Here is a 20,550-nt window from a genome sequence, read left to right on the forward strand (position 1 = left end):
AAAAGCCCCCACCGATCTGGTGAGGGCCTTTATGGCAAACCGTGCGAACTGAGGAATTACTGACCGTCAGTCGGTGCCGTTGCTGGCATTGTTGATGCCGCTGGCGGTACGGTCGGGACCGGCGCCGTAGGAACAACCGCAGACGTCGGTGCCGTTGCAACCGGAAGCGGAGCTGCTGGAGCCTGTGCCTGAACTGGCGTCTGAGCCTGCTGGAGCGAGCGAGCGTTCAGAGCGTCTGTTGCAGACGCTTCATCAGACTTCTGCATGTGCGAAGCCGATTTTTTGCCATGGTGATGTCCATGGTGTTCGGCCATAGCCGGAGAAGCAGCAGCAATCAAAGCCGAGAAGGCAAATGCGCCGAAGGTAAATTTCTTCATTGCGTAATCCTTTCATGACACCATTCGGTGCTTGGGGCTCAAAACGCCACATGCGCCAAATGGTTCATGACGTATTACGAATTCTTTCCTGTAATCAGGAAAGTCCCGGCTGCGGAGTACGGGTTTGTGGCGTCTGTACGCCATAGATATCACGAGCCCGCTTGATGAAGGCTGAGACCATCAGACGAACGCCTTCATTAAAAACAACACCCATCGCATTCTGAAGCAGACGAGACCGGAACTCGAAGTCCACAAAGAAATCCACCAGGCAGCCACGCGGGTCAGGTGTGAATGTCCAGACGTTGTTCAGATACCGGAAAGGCCCTTTTTCATAGCGGACGCGGATACGCGAAGGGCATTCCAAGGTCACACGGCTCGTAAAGGTTTCACGGAACGGACCGAACCCGATTGTCAGGTCAGCTACCAGTTCATGCTCCGTCTTGGATTTGATAGTCGCTTTGACGCACCATGGCAGAAACTGCGGATATCTCTCCACATCTGCGACCAGATCAAAAAGTTGCTCCGGCGTGTAGGCAATCAACCGTTGCTCGGCATGTGTCGGCATCAGGGACTTTCTTTCAGACGGCTGTTTCGCGCAGCCTGCAGCTTCGCGAAGTCACTGTCCGCATGATAGGAGGATCGTGTCAGAGGGCTTGCACTGACCTGGAGAAATCCTTTGGAACGGGCAGCCGCAGCATAGCCGTCAAATTCTTCCGGGGTAACAAACTTTTCGACCGATGCATGCTTTACGCTCGGCTGAAGGTACTGTCCCAACGTCAGAAAATCGACGTCAGCGACCCTGAAATCATCCATGACCTGCCATACTTCCATCTTCTCCTCACCAAGGCCAAGCATCAGGCCGGACTTGGTGAAAATGGATGGATCAAGCCTCTTCACACCGTCCAGCAGACGCAGGGACTGATAGTATCGCGCACCCGGACGAATAGTGGGATAGAGACGTGGCACAGTCTCGATATTGTGATTGAAAACGTCCGGTCTGGCTTCCACGACAACCTCAAGAGCGCCTGGCTTTCTCAGGAAGTCAGGAGTCAGGATTTCGATTGTCGTGCTCGCTGAAGCCGTCCGGATGGCTTTGATCACATTGGCAAAATGACGCGCCCCACCATCCGCAAGATCATCACGGTCCACCGATGTAATCACAACGTGCTTGAGACCGAGCTTTGCTACAGCTTCTGCCACCCTGCGAGGTTCGTCTTCGTCCAGCGCCTTGGGCAGGCCGGTTGTGACGTTGCAGAACGCGCAGGCGCGCGTGCAGATCTCTCCCATGATCATCATGGTGGCATGACGCTGAGACCAGCATTCCCCGATATTCGGGCAGGCAGCCTCTTCGCACACCGTAACCAGATTCGCTTCCCGCATCAGAGCTCGCGTCTCGTGATAGACGGGATGATTGGGCGCCTTGACCCTGATCCAGGACGGCTTGCGCTGGATCGGGTTATCGGGGCGATGCGCCTTCTCCGGATGACGGGGAGAAGGCGCTGACCGATGATCAATGGTGATGCGCTGGGACATGATGCTCAGATATGGAGCGGGCCATCGAAGGCCGCCAGAGTCGCTTCATGCATCGTCTCGGAGATTGTCGGATGCGGGAAAACCGTTTCGATCAGTTCTGCTTCCGTCAACTCACTGGTCCGGGCGATAACATAACCCTGGATCATTTCCGTGACTTCGGCACCGATCATATGAGCACCAAGAAGCTCTCCGGTGGTTGCGTCAAACACGGTTTTGACCATGCCTTCCGTCTCACCCATCGCTACGGCCTTGCCATTTGCCATGAACGGGAAACGACCGACGCGGACCTTGTGACCAGCGGCTATAGCCTTCTCTTCGCTCAGACCTACCGAGGCAATCTGGGGACGAGAGTAGGTGCAGCCCGGAATGTTCAGTGCATGCAAAGGCTGCGGCGAACGACCGGCAATCTTCTCGACGCAGAGAATACCTTCATGGCTTGCTTTGTGAGCCAGCCACGGAGCGCCTGCAACGTCACCGATCGCATAGATGCCCGGCTCTGCCGTGCGGCAGAAGCCGTCGGTGATGATATGAGTGCGATCGACCTGGACTTTGGTGCCTTCCAGTCCAAGATCTTCAACGTTCCCGACAATGCCGACAGCGCAGATTACCCGATCTACCGTCAGATCAATCGTGCCAGACGCACTTTCAATCGTGGTGGAGACCTCATTTTCGCCCTTCTGCAGCGCTCCAACCTTTGCGCCGGTGATGATTTTCATCCCCTGCTTCTCAAAGGCCTTGCGGGCAGTGGCGCTGATTTCCGGATCTTCGGCAATCAGAATGCGATCCGCAACTTCAGCAATTGTGACTTCGCTACCCATGTTACGGTAGAAAGACGCGAACTCGATGCCAATAGCGCCAGAGCCAATGACCAGAAGACGCTTTGGAAGCTCAGCAGGGGTCATGGCTTCACGCGCACCCCAGATCAACTTTCCGTCCGTCTCAAGACCTGGAAGCTGACGACCTCGCGCCCCTGTTGCCAGGATCACGTTGGGCGACTTGATGACTGCGACTTTAGCACCGTCTTTTGTGATGGAAACCTTATGTGCTTCCCCTGCCCGTCCAGCCAGTTTTGCACGACCGTCAAAGGTCGTGACCTTGGCCTTCTTCAGCAGGTGAGCAATTCCGCCACCCATACGGCGTGCAATGCCGCGGGACCGGGCCACAATCTTCGGAAGATCAAAAGACACATTCTCGGCGGAGAAGCCGAACGTGTTCAGATCATGCAAAAGATGATGAATTTCCGAGGAGCGCAGGAGCGCCTTGGTGGGAATGCAGCCCCAGTTGAGACAGACACCACCAAAATGCGTGCTCTCCACGATGGCAACGCTCATGCCAAGCTGACTGGCTCGGAGTGCTGCAACGTAACCGCCAGGACCGCCACCAACAACGATCAGATCGAAAGTATCGGACATGGATCAGACCACCAGAGTGTAAGGGTTCTGTACGATGTCGCGCAGGGCATTGAGCCACTGTGCGCCAAGCGCGCCATCAACGGCACGATGATCAACAGAAAGTGTCGCCGTCATGACGGTTGCAATTGCAAGCTGGTCTCCCCGAACCACGGCACGTTTCTCGCCCGACGCAATAGCCAGGATACCAGCCTGCGGCGGATTGATGATCGCGGCGAAATCGCGGACGCCGAACATCCCCATGTTGGAGATCGAGAACGTCCCACCTTGGAATTCTTCCGGCTTCAGCTTTCCTGCGCGGGCACGCTTGGCCAGATCCTTGGCTTCACGACTAATTTCGCGCAGGGACTTCTGGTCCGCATTCCGAATAATTGGGGTGATAAGGCCATCTGGAATGGATACAGCCATCGAGATGTCCACATTATCGAAATGCAGCGTCTCTGAATCTGTAAACTGGACGTTCAGACCCTGCACCTTCTTGAGTGCCAGCCCTACGGCCTTGATCATCATGTCGTTTACAGAGAGCTTGAAGCTATTGTCTTCAGCCGTCGCGTTCAGTTTAGAACGGAGCGCAAGCAGAGCATCAAGCTCAATGTCCACAGATACATAGAAATGCGGCACCTGCGTTTTTGATTCCGTCAGGCGTCGCGCAATGACTTTACGCATCGTGGAATTCGGAACGCGCGTTACGGAACCCTCACTAGCAACAGGTGCTGCGGGCGTAGCTTTCGGTGCGGTCGTAGCCGGCTGGCCGCCCTTCTCCACATCGCGCTTTAGAATACGACCGTTTGGTCCCGTTCCGTTGAGCGACGCGAGAGCAATTCCGCGCTCTTTTGCCATACGCTTTGCAAGCGGAGAAACAAAAATGCGCTCAGAAGTGTCTGCCGTAACTGCTGCCTTGGTGACGAGCGTAGGTGCATTTACGGGAGCAGCAGGCGCATCAACGGCAGCTATTGTGGCGGGTGCCTGTGCTGAAGACGCTGCTGGAACATCTTCGCCTTCTTCGACAAGAATGGCGATAGGTGTGTTAACAGCGACACCTTCCGCGCCTTCCTGAACAAGGATACGGCCGAGAATTCCTTCATCTACCGCTTCAACTTCCATCGTGGCCTTGTCGGTCTCGATTTCAGCGATTACGTCTCCGGCAGAGACCGTATCGCCTTCGTTTTTAAGCCAGCGGGCCAGCTTGCCCTCAGTCATTGTCGGCGACAGGGCCGGCATCAGAATATCGATTGCCATTGTCGGTCAGTCCCCGAACTGCTTGCGGACCGCTTCCACAACCCACTCGGGTTTCGGAAGTGCCAGTTTTTCAAGATTGGACGCGTAGGGCAGCGGCAGGTCAAGCCCGCAGACGCGCGCCGGAGGAGCATCAAGCCAGTCAAAAGCCTGCTCAACGGCGACCGTGCAGATTTCTGCGCCGATACCCGCAACCGGCCAGCCTTCTTCAACGGAAACAATCCGGCTCGTCTTCTTGACGCTCTTGATGATCGTTTCAGTATCAAGGGGCCGCAGCGTACGAAGGTTGATGACTTCGGCTTCAATGCCCTCTTCTGCCAGCTTGGCAGCGGCATCGAGCGCAACGCCAACCATGATGGAGAACGCAACCAGGGTCACGTCTTTACCTTCACGCTCGATCTTGGCCTTCCCGATCGGCAGGATGAAGTCTTCATCCGTAGGGCATGGGAATTTCTGGCCGTACAGGATCTCGTTTTCCAGCACGACGACCGGGTTCGGATCCCGAATAGCTGCGCGCAGAAGACCCTTCGCATCCGCGGCGGACCACGGAGCAACGACCTTCAGGCCAGGAATATGAGCATACCAGCTTGCAAAGCACTGGGAGTGCTGAGCGCCGACGCGTGCCGCGGCACCATTCGGGCCACGGAAGACAATCGGGCAGCCCATCTGCCCGCCGGACATGTAAAGCGTCTTGGCGGCAGAATTAATAATATGATCAATGGCTTGCAGCGAGAAGTTCATTGTCATGAACTCAACGATAGGCTTCAGGCCCGTCAGAGCCGCGCCGACCGCCATGCCAGTAAAGCCGTGCTCGGTGATTGGCATGTCGATCACACGCTTTTCACCAAACTCATCCAGCAGACCCTGGCTGATCTTGTAAGCGCCCTGATACTGGGCAACTTCCTCACCCATCAGGAAGACGTCTTCATCACGGCGCAACTCTGCAGCCATCGCATCCCGAAGAGCTTCGCGAACCGTAATGTTTTTCGTTTCGCCCCAGTCTTTCTCGTCGTCAGCCTGCTTGATAGCCGGAGCTTCGACAATGGCAGGTGCGGATGGAGTTTCGATAGCAACTGATGCACCAACAGCTGGATCGGCTGAACGCGTCACGTTTTCGGCGGCGGCTGCGTCTTCGCCATCTTCAAGAAGGACAGCAATAGGCGTGTTGACAGCAACGCTCTCGCTGCCCTCGGGCACGAGAACCTTCCCGAACACACCGTCATCAACGGCTTCGACTTCCATCGTGGCCTTGTCGGTTTCAATCTCGGCGATCACATCGCCAGACTTCACTACATCGCCAGGCTGACGAAGCCAGCGTGCAATTGTACCTTCGGTCATGGTCGGCGACAGGGCCGGCATCAGAATCAGAGATGCCATGGAAATCAGGCCTCCACCAAAATGTCAGTCCAGAGTTCGGACGGATCCGGCTCAGGACAGGTCTGTGCAAATTCAACAGCGTCCGCCACTACGGCTTTCACTTCGGTTTCAATGTCCTTGAAGATGCTTTCTTCGATGCCGTTGCGCAGCATTTCAGCCTTCAGGGTTTCAATCGGATCACGTGTCCGACGCATTTCTTCAACTTCAGCACGATCACGGTATTTGGCCGGATCAGACATGGAGTGCCCGCGGTAACGGTAGGTTTCCATTTCCAGCAGGAAAGGCCCCTTCCCGGAGCGGCAGTGTTCCATGGCTTCCTGCGCAGCCTGGTGGACGGCAAAAATGTCCATACCATCGACCTTGCGGCTCGCGATGCCCCAAGGCTCAGCATTACGAGAAAGGTCTTTGGAGGCAGAGGCACGCTCAATGGACGTGCCCATGCCGTACCTGTTGTTCTCGATGACGTAGATGCAGGGAAGTTTGTGCAACGCTGCGAGATTGAAGCTCTCGTAGACCTGTCCCTGAGCTGATGCGCCTTCGCCAAAATAGACGATGGAGACTTCGTCCGTGCCCCGATACATGTTCGCAAAGGCCAGGCCCGTGCCTAGAGCCACCTGCGCACCGACGATGCCATGGCCGCCGTAGAATTCTTTTTCGCGGGAGAACATGTGCATGGAGCCACCCTTGCCGCGTGAATAGCCGCCTGCACGCCCGGTGAGCTCTGCCATTACGCCGCGGGGTGTCATGCCGGCCACGAGCATCTGGCCATGATCACGGTACGAGGTGATGGACTTGTCACCCTGCTTCATGTTCAGACCGATGCCGGCCACAACCGCTTCTTGCCCGATGTAAAGATGGCAGAAGCCGCCAATCAGGCCCATTCCGTAAAGCTGGCCAGCTTTTTCCTCAAAACGTCGGATAAGAAGCATGTACTTGTAGGCTTGCTTCATTGTTTCCGGCGAAAGGGCCGGACCATTGCTCCGGTAGGAAGCGGACGTTGTCTCGCCCATGGCAGGTCTCCTGCAAATGCACAAATCTGGGGAAGCTCTTACCGTCACTCGACCCGGAAGGCCAGAGTGGCCCCAGTTACATCTCCGAAAGGAAAAGCAGGAGGGCGTGAGCTCAATGCGGAATGACAAGGCTGAGAGGGGAAGATCGCCCTCTCAGCAGAAAAAATTAGACGAAACCTAAAAGACGGCGTGCAGCCTGGCCTGGATCTTCTTCACGAAGGAGGCTTTCTCCGACAAGCACGGCACTCGCGCCGACTTCCCCGACTTTTAGAAGATCATCCTGGGTTTTAATGCCGCTCTCAGACACAACCAGACGATCAGGTGGGACCATAGGGGCCAGATCAAGCGTTGTCTGAATGTCTGTCTTCAGGGTGCGGAGGTTTCGGTTGTTGATGCCGATCAAAGACGTGTCGAGCGCAAGAGCCCGGTTCAGTTCGTCAGCATCATGCACTTCAACCAGCACATCCATGTCCAGGCCACGTGCAATTCCAATGAGTTCCGATGCCTGCGTTTCTGTCAGGGCGGCCATAATCAGAAGGATGCAATCCGCTCCAATCAGACGACTCTCGTGGACCTGCCAGGGATCAAGAATGAAGTCCTTGCGCAGGATTGGAAGGCTGCAGGCCTCGCGAACGGCACGGATATCATCTGTGCTGCCGTGGAAGCACGATCCCTCCGTCAGAACAGACAGGCACGTTGCACCAGCAGCCTGATAAGACAGCGCAATTTCAACAGGATTGAAATTCGGGCGGAGTACGCCAGCAGACGGAGACGCCTTCTTGATTTCCGCGATTAGTCCAACCTGTCGGTCTGCGGTCAGATGCTGAAGAGCTTGACCGAAGCCTCGTGTCGGCGCCGTGACTTCACGCGCGCGCACCGTGATCTCCTTGAGAGACATGATCTGTGAACGCTGTTCTACATCCACCCGTGTGCGGGCGCAGATGCGAGCAAGAACGTCGCTGCGATCGGTTGTCTCGACGGCGGGATCCTTGATGGGCGGCGTGGTCGTCTCCGGAACTTCCGGGTCAGGAAACTGCTCTACCCCTTCAGGTGCATAGGTCATCGCGGGTCGCTGATGCATGAAGGTCATGATAGTCCTGCGTTTGTTTTTATAAGGGTGGAATTTGTAATGGCCGCTCTGTCCAGAGCTGCGAGCGCGGAGCCATCGTCGATGGCATTTGCTGCCAGAGCTACATTGTTACGAAAAGCCTGTGCGTCAATTGTGCCGTTCTGCACGACGCTACCTCGGCCTGCCACATGCAGGGCAGCTGCAGCATTCAGAAGTACAGTATCACGATACGGGCCAGGAGCGCCATTGAGGAGTGCGCGCAGTGCGACGGCGTTCTCTTCAGCGTTTCCGCCGCGAACGGCAGAGATTGGGGTTCTAACCATTCCCGCCATCTCGGGCTCGAATGAAAGGGAGAGAACTTTCGCATCTTCAAGGCAGACAATCTGAGCTGGGCCTGCCAGCGTTAGTTCATCGCTGCCGCCCTCATCTGTGGTTCCGTGAAGAGCCCAGACATGCGTGCTGCCAAAATTGGCCAAAGTCCGGACGACAGGTTCGCACCACCGGGCATCAAAAACACCGATAAGCTGGCGATGAACCTGCGCAGGATTGCAGAGGGGGCCAAGCAGATTGAAGAGAGTCCTGAAGCCAAGAGCTTTCCGGATCGGTGCGGCATGACGCATCGCGGGATGATGAAAAGGTGCGGCCAGAAAGGCCAGATTGTTTTCACGTAGCCGATGGGACTGAAGCGTCAGGTCATCGGTCGGGGGAATACCCAGAACTTCCAGTACATCCGTGGCGCCGGAGCGGGATGAAAGTGCCCGATTGCCATGTTTGGCCACAGGAACGCCGAGGCCTGCCAGAACGAATGCAACCGCAGTGGAGACATTGAGCGTCCCTAGCCCATCTCCGCCCGTTCCGCAGACATCCAGGGTGTTATCAGGCACGTCAGGCAAGGCCGTCATATACCGTCGGACGGCCTGAACTGCGCCTGTCAGCTCCGCCTCTGTTTCACCGCGAACTTTAAGAGCTGTCAGAAATGCGGCGAGTAAAGGAGCGTCTACGGAGCCGGCCATGATGGCGGAAAATGCGACATCAGCTTCGTGCGATGCTAGACATTTGCCATCAGCAACCTTGCGAAGCACGGCTGCAAAATTTGTCTTTCCTGTCATGCCGCTTCAGTAGCTTTGTGCTGAATACCGGCAATGGTCAGAAAATTAGAAAGAAGTTCACGGCCTGCAACCGATGCGATGCTTTCAGGGTGAAACTGTACACCGTGAATGTCGTAGTCCCGGTGGCGAATGCCCATGATCACGCCATCTTCCGTAGAAGCGTTGACGATCAGTTCGGGAGGAATGGTCGCGGGATCAAGCGTCAGGCTATGATAGCGCACGACGTTTACGGGGTTCGGTAAGCCTGCAAAAACACCCGTCCCGTCGTGATTTACAGGGCTGATCTTTCCGTGCATCGGCACGGGCGCACGAACGACAGTAGCGCCAAAAACCTGACCGATGGCCTGATGTCCAAGGCATACGCCAAACACGGGAAACTTTCCGGCTGCTGCCCGGATCAGCTCGCAGCAGATCCCCGCACCATCTGGTGCACAAGGACCTGGCGAAATCACAATGGCAGACGGGTTGAGCGCAAGTGCTTCGTCCACGCTCAGCGCGTCATTTCGTCTCACATCACATTCAACACCCAGTGCGCCCAGATGGTGGACGATGTTGAATGTGAAGCTGTCGTAGTTGTCGATGAGCAGGATCATGGCAACAGGATGGCCTTCACGTTTCGTTACGTCAAATGCAACATTGTTTCAGGATTTTGCTGCGTTGGAGACAGCAACTTCGGCCGCCCTGAAAAGAGCCCTCGCCTTGACCTGTGTTTCACGAAATTCGGAATTGGGATCGCTGTCTGCGACCACACCGCAGCCGGCCTGAACATACATCTGGCCGTTTTTGAGAACGGCCATACGGAGCCCGATGCAGGTGTCCATTTCCCCGTCTGCTCCGAAATATCCGACGCATCCTGAGTATGGCCCCCGACGGGTCGGTTCCAACTCATCGATGATCTGCATGGCGCGGATTTTTGGCGCTCCGGTCAGGGTTCCTGCCGGGAATGCCGCGACGAGGGCATCCATAGCCGTTTTGCCTGCTTTGATCTGCCCTGTGACGGTTGAAGAGATGTGCATCACATGGCTGTAGCGTTCGATCACGAACTGATCCGGAACTTCGACTGTGCCAAGTTCGGAAACACGTCCGACATCGTTGCGGCCCAGATCAATGAGCATCAGATGTTCAGCCAGCTCTTTTTTATCGGCGAGCAGTTCTCTCTCGAGTGCCAGATCATGCTCCCGATCCGTTCCACGAGGACGTGTCCCGGCTAGCGGACGAACCGTGACTTCCCCTGCCCTCAAACGAACAAGAATTTCGGGGGAAGATCCGACCAGCGCGTAATCTTCCAGCTCCATCAGAAACAGGAACGGCGCCGGATTGACGCGGCGCAGGCTGCGATAGAGGGCAAGCGGTGAAAGTGGAAACGGCGTAGTAAACCGTTGGCTCGGGACAATCTGGAAGGCATCTCCCGCCGCAATGTAATCCTGTGCCTTGCGGACGTTCGCTTCAAACTGCTCCTGCGTCATATTGCATGACGGCGGTGACAACTCACTTCCTGCTGGAAGTGTCTCGCTGGCATTTTCCAGTGGAGCAGCAAGGGCTTCACGCGCGCGATCCAGAAGCGCATGGCCTTCTGCTTCTGTCATTGAGCCCCGGATAGGCACTGCAAGGGTCAGCTCATCACGCACGGAGTCAAAGACCGCGAAGAGCTGCGGACGGATCATGATCCCTTCCGGCAGGTCCAGATCGTTGATGGGAGCATTCGGCAGAAATTCCATCTGCCGCACCATATCGTATCCCAGAACGCCGAAGACACCGCCGATCATGGGAGGCATATCGACCGGCAGCGTCATCTGGCTCTGGTCGATAATGTCCTTCAGGGTCTCCAGCGGGTTCCCCTCCAAGGGCGTCCCGTCCAGAACCGCTTCGCCGTTACGGCACTTCCAGACCAGATCAGGCAGAAGTGCAATCACGGAATATCGACCACGCGCGGCTCCACCCTCCACACTCTCCAGAAGCATCCGATACGGATCATCAGAGAGGCGTGACAATCGAAGGTAGGCTGAGACAGGCGTTAGAAGGTCTGCGGCTTCAATGCTGTGAACGATGCTCATCACTGCGCTCCGCCTGCGTTCCCCGGTGACGTGGACGCCACGACCTGATTGAAGAGGTTGGTGTTCAGGTGCGACACCGGCACTGTTTTTTCAAGGCTGGCGTCCAGGGCCGCAGGGATATCAGCCTGAAGAGCCTGAACGTACTGGGCCGACAGTTCCTTTTGGAGAGAGGCAGCATCTGCTTCTGCACCCGGCTTCTGTCCTGTCACGTTGACGATCCAGAACGCATCCGGCCCTTCATACATTCCTGTTGTGCCGACCTTCAGGCCGAATGCGGCACGAAGAACATTCTGAGGAAGAGACTGGTCCGGGTGGATGCGGGAAATTGTCACATCCTTGCGAAGGCTGGACGCTTCAGCCTGCCCGTCGAGTGCCTTTGCAAGAGTGCTTTTCTTGGCTTCTGTAAACAGGGCTGTGGTGCGTGTATCAGCGGCATGACGCTGCTGCTCGGCCGTCCAGGCCTGAACGATCTGATCCCGCACATCAGCGAACGGACGGCGCGTTCCAGGATGGACTTCGTCCACCACTACGGCGAAGGCAGATCCATCCGGGCCGTTTACTACAACTGGCTGGGCATCTTTCTTCTGAGAGAAGATATGCTGAACGATGGACTGACGCAGGCCTGCGTCGCCCGGGATTGGTGCCGGGGTTCCGTCCTGCATCAAGCCATGGGAATCAAGTGAGCCAGCTGCTGGCACCGCACCAAGGTTGGATGGAATTTTCTCAAGCGTTGTGGAGCCTGCAATCGCGTCCTGAAACTGCTTCAGGCGCGCCTGAAGTGCTTCGGGAGCTTCCTGCTTCTGGACCTGATCGCGCAGTTCAGGCTTAGCCTGCTCGAAAGTAGTCTGATGAGGGGCGACGACATCCGTGATGTTGAATACGACCCAGCCTGCTGCCGTTTTCGTCGGACCGCTGATCTGATTAGCGGGCGCTCCAAAAGCTGCCTTGGCGAGTTCTGGGTTTGGGATGTCGCTCTCGCGGACGTGCGGAAGAGCGACAGCCGCTGCATCCGGATAGGCCTTCTGGATCGCGTCCCACGCATTGGTGTTGCGCCATGCCGTAGCCGCAGCATTGGCTTTGCTTTCGTCCTGGAACGTCAGAACCTGAAGCGTGCGTGTTTCCGGCATGTTGTACGTGCGGGACTGAAAATCATACAGCTTGTGTAGAACGTCATCCGGCACTTCAATTGTCTTGGCGACGCTGTCCGCCGTCATTACGACCATCTTGGCATGACGATATTCCGTGGTGCGGAAATCCTGCGGATGATTGTCGTAATAGCGATGAAGCTGCTCGTCGGTTGGGGACGCTGACACTGCTGTTGAGGTGAACGGAACGCGCAGAACATCCATGACGCGCTGATCTGCATCGAAGGCGAACAGACGGTTCAGAAGGGATGTTGGTGCCTGAACGGAAGCGCCCATACCCTGAAGCAGGGCACGGGAAATAATGTCCTCGCGAATCATCTGGATCAGGCGTTTTTCGGTAATGCCAATGCGGGCCAGTCGGTCATTCAGCATGCTGCGATCAAACTGACCTGCTGCATTGTGAAAAGCCGGGATTGCGAAAATTTCTTTCCGGATCAACTCATCTGGCACAACCATGCCAGCACGCTCGCCTGCAAGCTGTACCTCGTTCTGGATCACGAGATTGTGAAGAGCCTGACGTGCAATCTGCTGCTTCGTGCCGTCCGGCAAATGCGATGGATCAGACAGTCCCATCTGCTGGGCTGCTGCCGGTAGCTGTGCGGAGAGTGCCCGCGCAAGGTCATCCGGCGTGATCGTTCTGTTCCCGATCGTGACGATCGTATTGGAGCTGCTCGTCCCCATATTGGAATAGACGTCTCCTACACCCCACCCGATGAAGGCCAGGAAAATCAGGATTGCGGCGGCACGGCCGGCCCAGGAGTCAACAAGGAGGTGGCGTAGGGTGGTAATCATAGGGTCAGGACGGATCCGGATGGCGGGATGGTGCGGACGGGGAAGGCCCGCTAGAACTTGCCGCACCATAATGTCGTGAGCCGCGCTTGACCAGAAGCGGACAGGCCACCCCCAGGAGGAAGCATGAATGTAACGCCGAAACTCGTCATCGGGAACTGGAAGATGAATGGCTTGCGGGAGGCGTCACTGCAACTTGCAACAGCTGTGGCCGAAGGTGCGCGTTCGCTGCCTGACGATGTACGGATGGTCATTTGCCCACCCTTCACGCAACTGGACCGTGTGGCTGAGGCACTTGAGGGCGCAGGAGCATCCATAATGCTGGGAGCGCAGGACTGTCATACTGCGGTTTCCGGGGCTCATACAGGTGATATTTCGGCTGAAATGCTCGCCGATACTGGCGCGCGTTACGTTCTCCTGGGGCATTCAGAACGTCGGCAGGCCCATGGTGAAAACGACGCCCTGATCAGGCAAAAGGTGCAGGCGGCAGAAGCTGCCGGGCTGATTCCTGTTGTCTGTATCGGGGAAACGATGGCCGAGCGGCAGGATGGTCGTGCGGCAACAGTTCTGGCCAGCCAGATTGACGGTTCTTTGACCGATAATTTTAATGGCGTGCTGGCGTATGAGCCGGTCTGGGCAATTGGAAGTGGCGTCACTCCATCCCGGGAAGAGCTTGAACGGACGCTGCTTTTGTTGCGTGGTCTGTTGCAGTCCCGTCTCAAGATGGATGACATTCGCGTGCCAATCCTGTATGGCGGCTCCGTAACACCGGCCCAGGCGCCGACTATTCTTTCCATCGGGGTGCTTGGCGGAGTGCTGGTTGGTAGTGCCAGCCTGGAGGCCAGAAGCTTCCTGCGCATTGCCGAAGCGGCATCGCTCCGTCTCTCATCCCAACCATTGTCCGGACCCTATCGTTCATGACCACTTTTCTGCTTGTCATCAATCTGCTGGTCACACTGGCCCTGATCGGTACGATCCTGATCCAGCGCAGTGAAGGCGGCGGCCTCGGCATCGGTAGCAGCCAGGGCATGGGCTCCTTCATGACTGGCCGCGGCACGGCAACGCTGCTGACGCGTGCGACATCTGTGCTTGCTGGCGTTTTCATGCTGCTCTGCCTCGTTCTGGCCCTTCTGAACCGCGGTGCTTCCTCGGGTGTCGGTGGCCATGATATCCTTGCAGATCCGCCTGCCCCGGCTGCTGCAACGACGGCTCCTGCTGCGCCTGCAACCCCTGCTGCTCCGGCTCCTGCCGAGACGCCTGCTCACTAACTGAATCGGGAAGCATCTCGACGCTTCCCCTCGCCCCCACCTTCGGTGTATGAGGAGCGCCCATGACGCGCTTCGTATTCATCACCGGCGGTGTGGTATCTTCTCTCGGCAAGGGCATCGCTTCTGCGGCTCTTGCTGCTCTCCTCCAGGCACGCGGTTACAAGGTCCGCATGCGTAAGCTGGACCCTTACCTGAACGTGGATCCGGGCACGATGAGCCCGTATCAGCATGGTGAGGTGTTCATTACTGACGACGGGGCCGAAACCGACCTCGACCTTGGTCATTATGAGCGCTTTACGGGCGTCCATGCCCGCCGTGCAGACAACACCACAACAGGTCGCATCTATTCCGATGTCATCGCCCGCGAACGTCGCGGCGACTATCTGGGCGGAACCGTTCAGGTCATCCCGCACATCACGGACGCCATCAAGGACGTCGTGGTGGCTGGAACGGAAGAATATGATTTCGTTCTGGTGGAAATTGGCGGAACGGTGGGCGACATTGAAAGCCTTCCCTTCCTTGAGGCCATTCGTCAGCTTCGCAATGATCTGGGCCATAACCAGACCATGTGCGTTCACCTGACGCTCCTGCCCTACATCCCCTCAGCCGGTGAGTTGAAGACGAAACCGACGCAGCATTCCGTCAAGGAGCTGCAGAATGTCGGCATTCAGCCGCAGGTTCTGCTCTGCCGTTCGGATCGTCCGATTCCTGAAAACGAACGCCGCAAGATCGCGAACTTCTGTAACGTCCGTTCGGAAGCTGTGATTGCGGCGCTGGATGTGGATACGATCTACGCGTGCCCGATTTCGTACCATAACGAAGGCATGGATCGCGAAGTTCTGCGTTATTTCGGTCTGCCGTTCGAAGGCTCGCCGGACCTGACACGCTGGGAAAAGATCGTCCACGCGATTCGTGAGCCTGAGGGCGAGGTCAAGGTTGCTGTCGTCGGCAAGTACACGGCGCTTCTGGATAGCTACAAGTCGTTGGCGGAAGCCCTGCTGCATGGCGGTATTGCGAACAATGTGCGCGTCAAACTCGACTGGATCGAATCGGAAGAGTTCGAAAAGTCAGGTGATATTGCCGAGCGCCTGAAAGATGCGGATGCCATTCTGGTTCCGGGCGGTTTCGGTGAGCGTGGCGCAGAAGGCAAAATTCAGGCCGTCCGCTATGCGCGTGAAAACGGCATTCCGTTCCTTGGCATTTGCTTCGGCATGCAGATGGCCGTGATTGAATGCGCCCGTTCGCTTGCTGGCCTCACGAAAGCGTCTTCTACCGAGTTCGGCCCCACGAGTGAGCCGCTGGTTGGTCTCATGACGGAATGGGCAAACGGTAATGAGCTGATGCGCCGCCGTGAAGGCGGTGATCTTGGCGGAACGATGCGTCTCGGTGCATTCCCGGCAAAGCTGGCTGCAGGATCACGCGCCGCTGAGATCTATGGCACGACCGATATTCGGGAGCGTCACCGTCATCGCTGGGAAGTGAACCTTCACTACAAGGATCGTCTGGAAAAGACGGGTTTGCGCTTCTCCGGAATGTCTCCGGACGGCGTTCTGCCGGAAGTCGTGGAATACCCGGATCATCCGTGGTTCATCGGTGTGCAGTACCATCCGGAACTGCTCTCCAAACCATTTGATCCACACCCGCTTTTCGCCGGATTTATCGGGGCAGCTCGCAAGCGGGCTGAAAACAAGTGAGCTTCCAGATTGGAAAGCTCGAGATTGGTCAGGACCGGCCCTTCACGCTGATTGCAGGGCCGTGCCAGATTGAATCTCGAGATCATGCCGTGGAGATGGCAGATGCTCTCTCCACGTTATGTCGAGAGCTGGATATCGGGCTGATCTACAAGAGCAGCTATGACAAGGCGAACCGTAGTTCCGTGAATGCGGCTCGCGGTGTAGGCATGGAGATGGGGCTGGATATTCTGGCTTCTATCCGTGAACGCTTTGACGTTCCTGTTCTGACGGATGTTCACGCTGCCGAGCAATGTGCTGTCGCTGCGGAAGCGGTGGACGTGCTTCAGATCCCCGCTTTCCTGTGTCGGCAAACTGACCTGCTGCTTGCTGCCGGTGAAACGGGTCGTGCCATCAATGTCAAAAAGGGGCAGTTTCTTGCACCTTGGGATATGGCAAATGTCGCGGCTAAGCTGGCTTCAACCGGGAACGAGCGAATCATGCTCTGTGATCGTGGCACGAGCTTCGGTTACAACACGCTCGTCAGTGATATGCGCGGCCTGCCAATTATGGCTCAGACGGGCTATCCGGTTGTTTTCGATGCCACTCACTCTGTGCAGCAACCGGGTGGCTTAGGTGCCTCCACGGGCGGCCAGAGGGAGTTTGTTGAACCCCTCGCCCGTGCTGCCTTGTCTATCGGTGTTGCGGCAGTTTTCATCGAGACACACCAGGACCCGGATCATGCTCCGAGTGATGGTCCAACAATGGTGCCGCTTTCAGAAATGCGGGCCTTGTTGACTCGCCTTAAAGCGTTTGACGCTTTGGCCAAATCCTACAGCGTATAATTCTGTAAAGGTGCAAGGGCTGCCATAAGGAGACTTATGACGGCCCCCACCGTCAGAACGCCCCTTAGGGGCATGTACCCCGGTGGCAGCGCGCCATTCTTCCAGGCCATTCGTTCTACAGCAAACGTTGCCAGAAAACCGATAACCTCAAGCAGGTATCCGGCGCGCAGCCCTCCAAGCAGTCCGACGCAGAGGGAAAGCCATGCCCAGAGTGCAGGGCAGACTCCCAGAAGGAGTCTCTGGCGGTCGCGATCTGCTGTTCCCTGAACTGTGATGATATCTGGCCGTTCCATGGCGAGGCCCCAGTGGACTGCACCGAGAAAAGACAGGATGCATGCCCCATAAGCCAGAAGAATAACGGTTAGATGCGGGAGCGGAGAGAAAAGTCCGGCGAGGAAAATCCACCCTCCAAGGGTCAGGAAAGGTATAAGTCCTGCCAAACCGAGGATCAGGGCGAGGAAAGGAAGACGCATGTCGTCGATTGACCTTGTGTTCTGATTTTGAGACGAGACGTGTGGTCCGTCCCGAACGGTTATGAGCCACCCCCGGTTCACGCATATCCAGGAGAGCTTCCATTGAGCGCCATTGTTGATATCACCGCCCGCGAGATCCTGGACAGCCGTGGTAACCCAACCGTTGAGGTTGAGGTTGAGCTGTCGTCTGGTGCCCGCGGTCGCGCCGCAGTTCCTTCCGGTGCTTCCACTGGCGCCCACGAAGCCGTTGAGCTGCGTGACGGGGACAAGTCCCGTTACAACGGCAAAGGTGTTCTGAAGGCCTGTGGTTTTGTCGAAGACGAAATCCTTGAAGTGCTGCAGGGTGCCGAATCCGAAGATCAGATCGCAATCGACAATGCGATGATCGAGCTGGATGGCACACCGAACAAGTCCCGCATTGGTGCGAATGCAATTCTCGGCGTTTCTCTCGCGGTTGCCAAGGCGACGGCCGAAGAGCTGGAACTTCCCCTCTATCGCTACGTCGGTGGCGTTTTCGCGCACACGCTTCCGGTTCCCATGATGAACATCGTGAATGGTGGCGAACACGCGGATAACCCGATCGACATTCAGGAGTTCATGATCCAGCCGGTTGGTGCGCCGACCTTGGCTGATGCCGTGCGCATGGGGTCTGAAATCTTCGCCGCCCTCAAGAAGGGTCTGTCTGCTGCTGGTCACAACACCAATGTTGGTGATGAGGGCGGGTTTGCTCCGGGTCTGAAGTCTGCCGATGAAGCTCTGAGCTTCATTACGAAGTCTGTTGAGGCTGCCGGGTATCGTCCGGGCGATGACGTGACGTTTGCCCTCGATTGCGCAGCGACCGAGTTCTACAGCAACGGCCGTTACAACCTGAAGGGTGAAGGTAAGGAGTTCGACTCTTCAGGCATGATCTCCTACCTCGAAGATCTCGCCAAGAAGTATCCGATTGTCTCCATTGAAGATGGTCTGGCTGAGGATGACTGGGAAGGCTGGGCTGAGCTGACGTCCCGTCTGGGTGATCGTCTCCAGCTTGTTGGTGATGATCTGTTCGTGACCAATCCTGAGCGTCTTCGTCGCGGCATCAAGGCCAAGACAGCGAACTCCCTGCTCGTGAAGGTCAATCAGATTGGCACACTGACGGAGACGCTGGAAGCAGTCGAAACAGCGCACAAGGCTGGCTACACCTGCGTTATGAGCCATCGTTCTGGTGAGACTGAAGACGCCGTCATTGCAGATCTTGCTGTTGCTACGAACTGTGGTCAGATCAAGACGGGTTCCCTCTCCCGCTCTGACCGTACGGCTAAGTACAATCAGCTGATCCGTATTGAGCAGCAACTCGGAAGCGCAGCCCGTTATGCGGGTAGCAGCATTCTGAAGTCCGCCTGATCAACAAACGCCGGCCTCCATTCAGGAGGCCGGTTTTATATGCGCGCTAAAATAATCTACTGTCTTGAACAACAGTGATTGTTTCGCAGCCTCTCTCTGAGCTAGATTGATGGGAAGTTTTCAAGCCAAGGGAGCCTGTTACCCCGCGTGAGACCCGTCAGACTTATCAAGCGTGCCATCCGCGCGGTTGCTCCCCCTGTGCTCTTTCTGTCCCTAACTGCTTATTTCGGGTGGAACGCCCTTCACGGCGCTCATGGTATCCGTGCCTATCAGGATCAGCTTGTGCTTCAGCAGCAGGCAATCCAGGCGCAGCAGGATGCCAAGGATGAACAGGCGGTGTGGCACCGTCGCGTGCTGGCTCTGAAAGAGAAAGCTCTTGATGCTGACATTCTGGATGAACGTTCCCGTGCCATGCTCAATCTGACGCGTAACGGTGATATCGTTATCCCCTACGGTCCGCACGACAAACTATTTTAAGAGCCGTTCTCGGCTCTTTTTTTATGTTCAGAAAAGTCTATTCGTCAGAAATTGAGCTAATAAAAAAGGCGACCCAAAGGCCGCCTTTTTTAACGTCGTATGATCCGCGAGATCTTACTTGATCTTGGCTTCGCGGAAGGTCACGTGCTTGCGGGCAACCGGGTCATACTTACGGACTTCCATCTTGCCCGTAGCAGAACGTGCGTTCTTCTTCGTGACGTAGAAGTAGCCGGTGTCAGCCGACGAGACGAGACGGATCTGAATAACGTTGCTTTTTCCCATGATACCCTCGGGCTTGCGCCGTCCTGATGCCGCTCGCAAGTGCCAAAGCAGCAGGTTGATCTAGTTCGGCGCAACATGCTGATTTGTATGTCCTAGGTCAAGGCTTTCTGAAGAAAATCCAGGGATAAGGTGCATTTTTCCGCAAAAACCGGGGTTTTTAGCCAGATAAAAGCTTTGTTGATGCCTGGTAGATGTTCTTGCAGGTGGACGAACAGGAACCTATAAGGAACAAAAGAGCGTCGCATAAGTTTATGCAGTGTCTCAATCTTCAGATTTTGCCTCCACCGAGGCGCATGGGAGCGCCTGTATGCTGACGCGTAAGCAGCACCAGCTTTTGCTATACATTGACGAACATCTTCGGCGGACGGGCTATTCCCCTTCCTTCGATGAAATGAAGGACGCCCTCGAACTTCGTTCCAAATCAGGAATTCATCGCCTCATTTCCGCCCTTGAAGAGCGCGGCTTTCTGCGACGGCATCACCATCGTGCAAGAGCGCTTGAAGTTCTTCGTTTGCCGCATATGGGGCTTGAGGCCCTGGTTGTAGATGCCGTGGCTAATCCGGCGCCTTTCGTCCCCACAGTTGTTGAGGGTGGTCGTCAGGATCTTCCTGGGACATTTTCCGAGGCGCCTCGCTCTCCCGTTGAAAACACAAGCGTTCAGCTTCCACTGTACGGACGTATTGCTGCCGGCCTCCCTATTGAGGCCTTGCAGGATGATAGCGCACAGATTCAGGTACCATCGTCCCTGCTCGGCACTGGAGAGCATTATGCTCTCACGGTTGCGGGTGATTCCATGATTGAAGCTGGCATTTTGGACGGTGATGTTGCCATCATCCGTCGCGGCGAAGTGGCGGATAATGGTCAGATCGTTGTTGCGCTGATTGATGATCAGGAAGTGACGCTCAAGAAGCTGCGCCGTCGTGGTTCTACGATTGCTCTGGAAGCCGCTAATCGGGAATACGAGACACGTATTCTGCCGGCTGCGCGTGTGCGCATCCAGGGACGGCTGGTCGCCCTTTTCAGGCAGTACTAAGAAAACTGCCT

The 20,550-nt window shown here is 56.4% G+C and carries 21 protein-coding genes; 7 read left to right on the plus strand and 14 right to left on the minus strand.

Going from position 1 to position 20,550, the window contains the following annotated elements; genetic code table 11:
* Positions 1–56 precede the first annotated feature (56 nt).
* From R5H23_RS02005 to R5H23_RS02060, 12 genes are all read right to left on the minus strand, one after another.
* Positions 57–377, minus strand: a complete 321-nt coding sequence (locus R5H23_RS02005) for a hypothetical protein (RefSeq protein ID WP_046901649.1) — start codon at positions 375–377, stop codon at positions 57–59.
* A 94-nt stretch (positions 378–471) separates the two neighbouring features.
* Positions 472–942: a type II toxin-antitoxin system RatA family toxin gene (locus R5H23_RS02010; protein ID WP_046901650.1), complete on the minus strand. Its 471-nt coding sequence runs from the start codon at positions 940–942 to the stop codon at positions 472–474.
* Complete coding sequence (gene lipA / locus R5H23_RS02015; protein WP_086633185.1) at positions 942–1,910, minus strand: lipoyl synthase; 969 nt, start codon at positions 1,908–1,910, stop codon at positions 942–944. The genes R5H23_RS02010 and lipA overlap by 1 nt, the downstream gene beginning before the upstream one ends.
* 5 nt (positions 1,911–1,915) lie before the next feature.
* Entirely contained in the window at positions 1,916–3,322 is a 1,407-nt protein-coding gene (gene lpdA, locus R5H23_RS02020; protein WP_317214148.1) for a dihydrolipoyl dehydrogenase, read from the minus strand.
* Between the two features lie 3 nt (positions 3,323–3,325).
* Entirely contained in the window at positions 3,326–4,558 is a 1,233-nt protein-coding gene (locus R5H23_RS02025) for a pyruvate dehydrogenase complex dihydrolipoamide acetyltransferase (protein WP_317214149.1), read from the minus strand.
* Positions 4,559–4,564: 6 nt separating this feature from the next.
* Entirely contained in the window at positions 4,565–5,932 is a 1,368-nt protein-coding gene (locus tag R5H23_RS02030; protein ID WP_317214150.1) for a pyruvate dehydrogenase complex E1 component subunit beta, read from the minus strand.
* A 5-nt stretch (positions 5,933–5,937) separates the two neighbouring features.
* Positions 5,938–6,942 carry a pyruvate dehydrogenase (acetyl-transferring) E1 component subunit alpha gene (pdhA, locus tag R5H23_RS02035; RefSeq protein ID WP_317214151.1) on the minus strand — a complete coding sequence of 335 codons (1,005 nt, stop codon included), beginning with the start codon at positions 6,940–6,942 and terminating at the stop codon, positions 5,938–5,940.
* A 166-nt stretch (positions 6,943–7,108) separates the two neighbouring features.
* Positions 7,109–8,032, minus strand: a complete 924-nt coding sequence (gene trpC / locus R5H23_RS02040; RefSeq protein ID WP_317214152.1) for an indole-3-glycerol phosphate synthase TrpC — start codon at positions 8,030–8,032, stop codon at positions 7,109–7,111.
* Positions 8,029–9,120, minus strand: coding sequence for an anthranilate phosphoribosyltransferase (trpD, locus tag R5H23_RS02045; protein WP_317214153.1), 1,092 nt, complete (start codon positions 9,118–9,120; stop codon positions 8,029–8,031). The genes trpC and trpD overlap by 4 nt, the downstream gene beginning before the upstream one ends.
* Positions 9,117–9,713 carry an aminodeoxychorismate/anthranilate synthase component II gene (locus R5H23_RS02050; protein ID WP_203549023.1) on the minus strand — a complete coding sequence of 199 codons (597 nt, stop codon included), beginning with the start codon at positions 9,711–9,713 and terminating at the stop codon, positions 9,117–9,119. The genes trpD and R5H23_RS02050 overlap by 4 nt, the downstream gene beginning before the upstream one ends.
* Before the next feature lie 48 nt (positions 9,714–9,761).
* A complete protein-coding gene (trpE, locus tag R5H23_RS02055; RefSeq protein ID WP_317214154.1) occupies positions 9,762–11,174 on the minus strand; it encodes an anthranilate synthase component I in 1,413 nt (470 codons plus the stop codon).
* Complete coding sequence (locus R5H23_RS02060; protein ID WP_317214155.1) at positions 11,174–13,111, minus strand: peptidyl-prolyl cis-trans isomerase; 1,938 nt, start codon at positions 13,109–13,111, stop codon at positions 11,174–11,176. Before R5H23_RS02060 ends, trpE begins: the two co-directional genes overlap by 1 nt.
* A gap of 123 nt (positions 13,112–13,234) precedes the next feature.
* Between R5H23_RS02060 and tpiA the strand changes: the two genes are divergently transcribed.
* From tpiA to kdsA, 4 genes are all read left to right on the plus strand, one after another.
* Complete coding sequence (tpiA, locus tag R5H23_RS02065) at positions 13,235–14,029, plus strand: triose-phosphate isomerase (RefSeq protein ID WP_211504188.1); 795 nt, start codon at positions 13,235–13,237, stop codon at positions 14,027–14,029.
* Positions 14,026–14,376: a preprotein translocase subunit SecG gene (gene secG / locus R5H23_RS02070; RefSeq protein ID WP_061510564.1), complete on the plus strand. Its 351-nt coding sequence runs from the start codon at positions 14,026–14,028 to the stop codon at positions 14,374–14,376. The genes tpiA and secG overlap by 4 nt, the downstream gene beginning before the upstream one ends.
* A 62-nt stretch (positions 14,377–14,438) precedes the next feature.
* Positions 14,439–16,070: a CTP synthase gene (locus R5H23_RS02075; RefSeq protein WP_317214156.1), complete on the plus strand. Its 1,632-nt coding sequence runs from the start codon at positions 14,439–14,441 to the stop codon at positions 16,068–16,070.
* A complete protein-coding gene (gene kdsA / locus R5H23_RS02080; RefSeq protein WP_215767394.1) occupies positions 16,067–16,891 on the plus strand; it encodes a 3-deoxy-8-phosphooctulonate synthase in 825 nt (274 codons plus the stop codon). The genes R5H23_RS02075 and kdsA overlap by 4 nt, the downstream gene beginning before the upstream one ends.
* On the opposite strand, the gene R5H23_RS02085 is transcribed toward kdsA, so the two are convergent.
* A complete protein-coding gene (locus R5H23_RS02085; RefSeq protein ID WP_046901665.1) occupies positions 16,879–17,364 on the minus strand; it encodes a DUF3429 domain-containing protein in 486 nt (161 codons plus the stop codon). The two genes, kdsA and R5H23_RS02085, sit on opposite strands and share 13 nt — an antisense overlap.
* A 102-nt stretch (positions 17,365–17,466) precedes the next feature.
* Between R5H23_RS02085 and eno the strand changes: the two genes are divergently transcribed.
* Together eno and R5H23_RS02095 are read left to right on the plus strand one after the other, a co-directional pair.
* Positions 17,467–18,747 (plus strand): phosphopyruvate hydratase, encoded by a 1,281-nt coding sequence (gene eno / locus R5H23_RS02090; RefSeq protein WP_317214157.1) that lies wholly within the window; start codon positions 17,467–17,469, stop codon positions 18,745–18,747.
* Positions 18,748–18,894: 147 nt separating this feature from the next.
* Complete coding sequence (locus tag R5H23_RS02095; RefSeq protein ID WP_046901667.1) at positions 18,895–19,224, plus strand: septum formation initiator family protein; 330 nt, start codon at positions 18,895–18,897, stop codon at positions 19,222–19,224.
* A gap of 114 nt (positions 19,225–19,338) precedes the next feature.
* Here the strand turns inward: R5H23_RS02095 and rpmG are convergent, their stop codons facing one another.
* Positions 19,339–19,506, minus strand: a complete 168-nt coding sequence (rpmG, locus tag R5H23_RS02100) for a 50S ribosomal protein L33 (protein WP_046901668.1) — start codon at positions 19,504–19,506, stop codon at positions 19,339–19,341.
* A gap of 307 nt (positions 19,507–19,813) precedes the next feature.
* Between rpmG and lexA the strand changes: the two genes are divergently transcribed.
* Complete coding sequence (gene lexA, locus R5H23_RS02105) at positions 19,814–20,539, plus strand: transcriptional repressor LexA (protein WP_317214158.1); 726 nt, start codon at positions 19,814–19,816, stop codon at positions 20,537–20,539.
* Positions 20,540–20,550 lie beyond the last annotated feature (11 nt).

It is taken from the genome of Gluconobacter sp. GP1, assembly GCF_032913585.1.
Taxonomy (GTDB): domain Bacteria; phylum Pseudomonadota; class Alphaproteobacteria; order Acetobacterales; family Acetobacteraceae; genus Gluconobacter; species Gluconobacter cerinus.